The sequence below is a fragment of the Nostoc sp. CALU 546 genome, assembly GCF_048836525.1.
This window is the reverse complement of sequence record NZ_JAWJTF010000177.1, coordinates 1-7,953: the sequence shown is the minus strand read 5'-3', so window position 1 is coordinate 7,953 and position 7,953 is coordinate 1. Positions and strand designations below refer to the sequence as shown.

Here is a 7,953-nt window from a genome sequence, read left to right as displayed (position 1 = left end):
GCATATTCAGTAAATCGCAAAGTTTTGCTAAAGAGCGATCGCTAAGTAGACACTCAGTAGAAGTTAGTTCTAAATAATACCTATTTTATAATTAAAACTTATATTCAATAAAAGAGGTTCAAAAACTGAAATTATCAAGAATGTACATCCACCCAAATAATGACCATTGACGACTTTACCAAAACAGCTTGCACTAACTGATTCAGAAACCCTTGACGAAGTTCTGGATTGTTTAAGTGAAAATATTTCTATTGAGACCCAAGGAGTTTGCGATCAGAAAACTCTATTTGAAATATTAGTGAGAGCAGCAAGTAGTGGAGATAGTATTGAGAATACAACAAAAGTTTTAAATAGTAGTCCATGTGGTAGCGATATCAGGTATCACTTAGATAAAATCAATAATTTTGAGCAGCTAGAAAATCAAATCAATTTAGCTCTCAAAAGTAGAATTCCTCATCGTATTAAAAATGCATATCATAAAATTGCCATTGATTTAAATTTAATTCCTTACTATGGGAAACCTGATAGTGATGAAGACCCTTATATTTATAGAAGTCAGGCTAAGTCAGGAACTTGTTCTTTTTATGCCTATGCAACTTTATATATATTAACCAAGGGGAAACGGATTACACTGGCGATTAGAGGAGTACGTTGGTTAGATACAAATGTTGCCATTATCACCTACTTATTAGCTGAACTTGAGACTATTAAAGTAAATGTAAAAACACTGTATTTGGATAGAGGATTTTTTAGTATCGCTGTAATCAGGTGGTTGCAAGCCTTGGATATTCCCTTTATAATGCCAGCGATTAGAAGAGGAAAAAAGGGTGGTGTAAATCAATTTCTTAAAGGCAGAAGTAGTTATAAAACTACTTACACAATGGGTGAAGAGAAAGATAATAATGTTACCTTTAGCTTATGGATTATCTGCAAATACAAAAAAGGGACAAGAAAACAACATGGTATTGAATACTTTGCTTATGTTGTTTATAAGTCGAAAATAAACCTATCTTACATTCATCAAGATTATCGAAAAAGATTTGGAATTGAAAGCAGTTATAGATTAAAAAATCTATGTCGAATCAGAACAAATAATAAGAAGCCCGTATTGAGATTATTATATGTTGGTATTTCTTTTGTGTTAGTCAATATTTGGGTTTATCTTCTTTGGTTTAAGATTAGTCGAAAACGAAAGGGTAGGCGATTAATTTATCGTAACCTTTTCTGTCTTAAACAAATGTTAGCTTTTCTACGTCAAGTTGTTGAGCGCAAATATGGAAGTGTTAAAGGTATTTATATTCCATCGGGTTAGCAATCGTTAAAAGTTGCTTAACTATAAGTAAAAGTAATTTATCCCAGCCTACGGGTTAAGATAGTTTCGCAGAAAATGTATCTCAAGTTACAAAATATTGGCGATCGCTCTCTTGGAAAAAACTTTGCGATTTACTGATATTAAGTTTTCCCTTTGCGGCAGTTGTACTAACATTTGCAGGTAAATTTTATTTATGGTAGTCATGGTAGAGCCAACAAAATTAAAACAATAATATTTAAAGCCAAAGTATACTATTAGACAAACACCTCTTTCTAATTTAGCAATCAGAACTATCATTAAGACAAGTGGTAGTCGTTGAGAAATCCGGAATTAGGGATTAGGGAGCCTTATAGATTCTTGTCCCACTAGCTGTACAGCCTATTCATCCAACTCAGTAGAAAAGTAGTCTCAATGTAGCGGCAACTGCAAAAACAGGTTCAGTACTGCAAACAAGGGTGGTTTGAAACCAGAGTTTACTTATGGTGTACTTACTTAACAATTTTGTAGATGCTGCCTACGGACAAGTTATGCTATGTCTCTGCCCACTCACCCAAAGCTATACCACTTTACAGATGTAACAATCTGATCCGATCCGCTCTCTACCTGAAACAGGTGATGCACCTGAACTTAAGATTATGGAATGATGAAACTGTAACTCCTAACACTCTTTCAAAAATACAGGTTATAAAACCCCAAACTAAAGTGTAAAACTTTGTTTGATCCACAAGCAAAAGCGAATTAGCAATCTCAGGTCAATTGAGTTTCCTAAGCAGCTCTTAAGTTATGATTCAGTTTAAATCTGGTTTTAGGATATTTGAGAAATTTTTCGTTGAATAAAATCAATACTAAACTAGCCTTGAAATATCGGTTTTTCCATCCATACCACCAACAGCCAATCAACCCAGCTTCCTACCAATTCCAAATTCGTGCGGCTACACCTCCTGATTTGATGGGTGTTGCCCAAATTATTACTGAAAGTTTTCACTCCCACAACGGTATATGGGGATGGGCTTTCCCATTGCTACGTCTGGGTATTTACGAAGACTTAAGGCATCGGATGGCATCACCTGCGCCCCGTCATGTTTGTTTAGTAGCTTTTGAAGCTACTAGTGGTGAGGCTAATAACTTAGTGGGAAGTGTGGAATTGGGTGTACGTTATAGTGATTCATGGAGCCAGGTTGGCGTAGGTTTTCCTTACTTATCTAATTTAGCGGTTCACCCAAAATACCGTAGACATGGTGTAGCTTCAGGATTACTTACTAGCTGTGAAAAAGTCTCTCGTGAGTGGGGATTTCAAGACTTATATCTTCATGTTTTAGAAAATAACCATCAAGCAAGACAGCTTTATTTCAAGCTGGGATACCGGGTGCATAAAGTTGAATCTAATTGGAATACATTTTTTCTCAGACGCTCAAGCCAGATGTTATTGCACAAGCACCTGAGTGCTGACTAGATTATCTGAATCGGATTTTAGTAATTGTCAAGTTTTGTATTTAATTACTTTGGTAATTAAATACAAACGAATCTAATCAAAACAATTCGCAATTACTTTTTGCGTTAGCGAGTCTGCGTACTCTTTCAGAGAAGCAAGCTACGCTTTTAGCGTCTCGTAGAGAGCGTCCGGGGATTTAGACCACGCTCCAAAACGGGCTGGCTGCCTGTCTTGCTGGGGGCTTAAACCCCCAAAGTGCGTTAAAAATCCAGCCAATATTTAGCTAAATATCTAAATAACAGCTAAAATATATTTATTAGCTTCGCCAATTAATCGCTTTTGATAATTCTTTTTAAAAATAAAATTTGATTTATACTTTTTACAAAAAATCCTCTCGGAAATATTAAAAAAAGTATCTTTTGGTAAAAACTTTTAATATTTTAAAATATTAAATTTTGTCTTTTTGGATTTATCATGAACAAATATTTTAAAGTATTAAATATAGATAAATAAATGGATTATAGTGAGAGAGTATGCGAAATTAAGCTTAACAAAATCATCACTTCCTCATAATAACTTTGTAATTAAGATATTCATCTTTATAAAAACTTTAATAAAACACTCCAATAGTTTACAGACAAATCTAGTTATATCTCATAAAATGTAATCACTCAATTGCTGAAATAACAGCTATCTATTGCTATTTTAGTTAAATTGGCCAGAAAGGTCTTGATAATAAAAGAATTCAACAACCCCATTTTATATAACAACTAGTTTTGTTTTGAAGTGCATACTACTACCACATTCGTTGAAAGTTTAAAAAACATGGATAGCGAACAGCATCGACGCTATCAGACCTCTATGGTATCAACTTATTACCCTGAAACTAGTTTCCTTGACTCTCTTGTCATGTCAGACGGAACTGAGCAATCGCAAAGTTTGGATATCCTGACACGTTTGCACAGTGGAGAAGTCTTCATCGTCAATAGTCGGAGACGAAATGGATTAATACTCTTTAAGCGCTACCATGCAGAGTTTGCTGGGCCTGGGGCTGCTGTGGGTGGGGATTATGATTGTGATTGCCAAAGGGCACTCCCTATAGGTAATCTGTCTTTGTTAACTCCCGAATCTAATGAAGATCGTCAGAAGGCTTACTTGATTAGACGACAGTGGATTCGATTGATTAAACAAATTACAGAAAACCCGGTGCCTGGGCAGCGAGTCCAAAAAATTCTTGATCAATTTGAACAATACTTCCCACCAGAAATAGTGCATCTTCTGCCGGATGTTGCCTTTGCTCTTTTAGTGGGTGTGCTGCCACAAACAGTAGGGATAGTACGTCGTTTGGGTAGTGAGATGGACAGCAGATTTAATTACTGAACTAATTGCTAAGATTCCAAATTTGCCAAAGCAGCTTGGACTCGATTTACGGTGCGGGTATTTTCTTCTATTGTTCCAACAGTAATTCGCAATCCTCCGCTAATGTGTCGCACAAGAGTGCCGAGTGTCCTAAGTTTTTGGTGGAAAGTTTTTAAAGCAGTATCTTGTAGATGAGAGCCATTTGGTTGAAGACGCAGGTAAATAAAGTTGGCAGCACTTGGGGTAATTTGTAGTTCTGGTTGTTGGGATAAAATTTCGATGAGTTTCGCTCGTTCACTCAGAGTTTGGGAAATCGATTCAAGTAAGAGTGTGCGGTTTTGTAAAGCAACTAATGCTGCTGCGATGGAAAAGCTGGGGAGATTGTAGGGTAAGCGAACTTTTTCTAAGATGGCGATCGCTTCGGGATGAGCGACGCAATAACCAACACGGAGAGCTGCTAATCGGAAGGCTTTAGAAAAAGTACGTAATATCATCCAATTAGGGTGTTGAGTTAATTCATGTACTAGAGTATTTTTACTGAATTCAAAATAAGCTTCATCAATTACTACCAAAATATGTTGTGGTAAACTTTTTAGCCATGCCAACTCTGCCTCAGTTAAGCTATTGGCAGTCGGTGAATTGGGATGCACTACGAAAACTACGCGAATGGGAGGATTTTGAGTTTGTTCGATGGCTGACTGTGCGGCGCTGATGTCAATTTCAAAATTGGTTTCATTTCTACCCACTGCCACTACAGGAATGCCCAAAGTTTGCGCCAAAATCCCGTACATAGAGAAAGTGGGATTAGCAACGAGAATTGAACCTTCTCCTCCTAGACAGGTTGCGATTAATAAAGAGCGGATTAGTTCATCTGAACCATTGCCAACAGAAATATTAGCAGCAGTAAACAAAGACGATGAGAGGGCAGCTGACTCGTTGACATACTCGGCGATCGCATCCTTAAGTGTTTCATGTCCACCATCGGGATAACGATTTGTTTCAATTACTTGCTGATACGTCCAGACCAGCTTCTCTTTTAGCTCAGGTGGCAAATCGTAGGGGCTTTCATTTGTATCCAGCCGATCAAACTGTGTGGGGACAGATGCGGCTGTATCGCTGCTGGGGTGAGGTTTGTACGCACTAAATTGTGCTAAATCTGACCGGATGAAGGGAAGCATAGTTTTAGTTATTAGTCATTGGTAGTCATTAGTCATTGGTAAATAACAAAGGATAAATGACTAAGGACATAGTTATATAAGAGTTTAATATTTTACAGCTTCAAGGTAATTGGCAAAAGAGGCGAATTGCCTGCCAAATTTTTTCCATAACATTACCTAAAGCGTGGTCACTGTCGAGTTCGACTAACTCCACCCAAGGACGTGAACGCGCAAAGTCACGACTGGCTTCGATGGGGATAACTTCATCCTTTTTTCCATGCAAAATTAGGGTTGGGATAGGACGTTGCAAAAGCTTTTCTTGGTGTTGGGCGGCATCTGCTACGAAATCGTAACTTAAAGGAATTGATCGGCCTTCCCCATAGTGGTAGACCATGATATATTTTTCTTGTTGCCAACGCTGCACTTCTTCATTTCCTAGCTTGGGCAACCAATGAGATAGAAACCCAAAAGCTGGTGCTAGCAGTACAAGACGCTGTACTTGTAAATATTGCTGACCCAAGTGGGCAGCGGTCAAACCGCCCAAACTTGAGCCAATCAGCGTTACTGGCGTAGAATCATTACTGAATTCTGCGGCAACTTGAGTGATCTGACGAGTGATGGTCAATTGGGAAAAATCGCCAGCATTCAAATCGGGAATTTTCAGCTTTGTTTGAATTTGGGAAAAGCGATCGCTTATATCCCGTGCTTTGGCAGAATTAGGGCTGGAAGCAAAGCCGTGCAAGTAGATATACTGAGTAAACATCCAAGTTTTACCGTTAGGGTCGTCCTTAGTCATTTGTCATTGGTCATTAGTTTTAGCTTAAACAGTAAGAGACAAAAGACAAAGGACAATGACCTAGTTAACGCATTGTGACAAATTCCTCTGCGGCTGAGGGATGAATACCCACAGTGGCGTCAAAGTCTTTTTTGGTTGCGCCCATTTTCACAGCGATCGCCATACCTTGAATAATCTCGGCTGCATTTTCACCTACCATGTGAGCGCCTAGCACTTTATCAGTGTTGCTATCAACCACTAACTTCATCATTGTCTTCTCTTGCTTACCAGTCAAACTGTGGTACATGGGCCGGAAGCGAGTGCGATAAATGGTAACAGCATCACCAAGTTTCTCGCGGGCTTCGGCTTCTGTCCAGCCGACTGTTGCGGCTTCTGGATTAGAAAATATAGCTGTGGGAACAGTTTCGTGAGAAAATTCACGGCGGTTATTTCCGAATTCACTATCGGCAAAAGCGCGACCTTCGCCAATGGCCACGGGAGTTAAACTGATTCGGTCAGTGACATCGCCAACAGCGAAAATATTCGGTTGACTAGTTTGACTATATTCATTGACTGCGATCGCATTTGTAGTGTCATATCCAGGCCCTTCGATGGAACTAGGGACAAGATCAACCCCAGCATTTTCTAAACCCAGTCCATCTACATTGGGAGTTCGACCTGTCGCCACTAAAAATACGTCGGCAATTATTGGTTCTTGATCGTCTTCTGATAAGGTCAGTTTCAAACCTTCTGGCACACGTTCAATTGCTTTCACCACATTATTCTTAATCAGCCGAATTCCGTGGTTCGTCATCCCCTCTTCAATTTCTGTGCGGACATCCTCATCAAAACCCTTCAAAATCTTTTCACCTCTGGTAATTTGTGTCACCTCAGAACCCAAACCACGCATAATACAAGCAAATTCTGTGCCGATATAACCAGCGCCAATAATGACGATGTGTTTTGGTTGTTCTTTTAAATGAAAGATTTCGTTGGAGGTAATGCCATATTCCACTCCTGGTAAATTTGGCTTGACAGGACGCCCACCAACAGCAATTAAAATTTTTTCCGCTGTAACTTTTCGTCCATCAACTTCTACGGTGTGGGGGTCTAGCAATGTGGCGCGACCAGAAATTAGTTCCACTCCGGCTTTTTCTAAAAAGCTTATATGTAGTTGCGACAGTCGCCGAACTTCATTATCTATAGATGTAATGAAATATTCCCAGTTAAACTCAGCATTACCCACTTTCCAGCCATAGCCTGAAGCATCACTGAACAATGCAGGAAAGTGAGAGCCATAGACCATAAGTTTTTTGGGAACACAACCGCGAATCACACAAGTGCCACCAACTAAATCATATTCAGCGATCGCCACTTTTGCGCCATAACTAGCCGCTTTTTTGGAAGCCGCCAAACCTCCAGAACCCGCACCAATCACAAACAGGTCGTAATCAAAAGTCATAAATTTATGTTCTCTTTAGCAACAAATCAGTTCCAGGGAACTTACACACGGAATGTGATTGAACCTATATAAGGATATCCGGTGAATCCTGTATAAGTCCTGTCCTTGATTTAATCTAGCGTTAGCAGATGTTATCTAGTCGTAGGGAATATCACTTTTTGGTGTGGTTGTTGTAGGTTTTGTTGGAACAGCTAAGTTCCACAGGATTTACGCAATATTAATAACAAAACGAACGGTATTCGGTGTTTGCAGAGCATCTTGTACCCCCATTAGCAGTTTTATGTGCTTGGAGAGTCGCTTGGGGTATCGGGTGTTGGCTCAATTGGTGGGGTATCGGGTGTTGGCTCAATTGGTGGGGTGTCGGGTGTTGGCTCAATTGGTGGGGTGTCGGGTGTTGGCTCAATTGGTGGGGGTCGGGGGTTGGCTGCGTATGGGGGGGTGCGGGGGATGGGTCGC

The 7,953-nt window shown here is 39.6% G+C and carries 6 protein-coding genes; 3 read left to right on the top strand and 3 right to left on the bottom strand.

Annotation, left to right across the window (positions count from 1 at the left end; translation table 11 throughout):
- The first annotated feature begins 166 nt into the window (after positions 1-166).
- The 3 genes from RRG12_RS40830 to RRG12_RS40820 all read left to right on the top strand — a co-directional run bounded on the left by RRG12_RS40830 (position 167) and on the right by RRG12_RS40820 (position 4,124).
- Entirely contained in the window at positions 167-1,312 is a 1,146-nt protein-coding gene (locus RRG12_RS40830) for an ISH3 family transposase (protein WP_420759152.1), read from the top strand.
- A gap of 829 nt (positions 1,313-2,141) precedes the next feature.
- Entirely contained in the window at positions 2,142-2,765 is a 624-nt protein-coding gene (locus RRG12_RS40825) for a GNAT family N-acetyltransferase (RefSeq protein ID WP_420763122.1), read from the top strand.
- 804 nt (positions 2,766-3,569) lie between these two features.
- Positions 3,570-4,124: a hypothetical protein gene (locus RRG12_RS40820; protein ID WP_069071117.1), complete on the top strand. Its 555-nt coding sequence runs from the start codon at positions 3,570-3,572 to the stop codon at positions 4,122-4,124.
- A gap of 8 nt (positions 4,125-4,132) precedes the next feature.
- Here RRG12_RS40820 and RRG12_RS40815 read toward each other — a convergent pair whose 3' ends face one another.
- The 3 genes from RRG12_RS40815 to gor all read right to left on the bottom strand — a co-directional run bounded on the left by RRG12_RS40815 (position 4,133) and on the right by gor (position 7,497).
- On the bottom strand, positions 4,133-5,281 hold the full coding sequence (locus tag RRG12_RS40815; RefSeq protein WP_420763121.1) for a histidinol-phosphate transaminase: 1,149 nt from the start codon (positions 5,279-5,281) through the stop codon (positions 4,133-4,135).
- Positions 5,282-5,381: 100 nt separating this feature from the next.
- A complete protein-coding gene (locus RRG12_RS40810) occupies positions 5,382-6,023 on the bottom strand; it encodes a YqiA/YcfP family alpha/beta fold hydrolase (protein WP_420763123.1) in 642 nt (213 codons plus the stop codon).
- A gap of 97 nt (positions 6,024-6,120) precedes the next feature.
- Entirely contained in the window at positions 6,121-7,497 is a 1,377-nt protein-coding gene (gene gor, locus RRG12_RS40805; RefSeq protein WP_420763120.1) for a glutathione-disulfide reductase, read from the bottom strand.
- Between the last annotated feature and the right edge of the window lie 456 nt (positions 7,498-7,953).

What these genes read in the sequence shown, in the direction of transcription:
- RRG12_RS40815 (WP_420763121.1), bottom strand. Translation starts at nt 5,281, where the DNA reads ATGCTTCCCTTCATCCGGTCAGATTTAGCACAATTTAGTGCGTACAAA.
- RRG12_RS40820 (WP_069071117.1), top strand. Translation starts at nt 3,570, where the DNA reads ATGGATAGCGAACAGCATCGACGCTATCAGACCTCTATGGTATCAACT.
- gor (WP_420763120.1), bottom strand. Translation starts at nt 7,497, where the DNA reads ATGACTTTTGATTACGACCTGTTTGTGATTGGTGCGGGTTCTGGAGGT.
- RRG12_RS40810 (WP_420763123.1), bottom strand. Translation starts at nt 6,023, where the DNA reads ATGTTTACTCAGTATATCTACTTGCACGGCTTTGCTTCCAGCCCTAAT.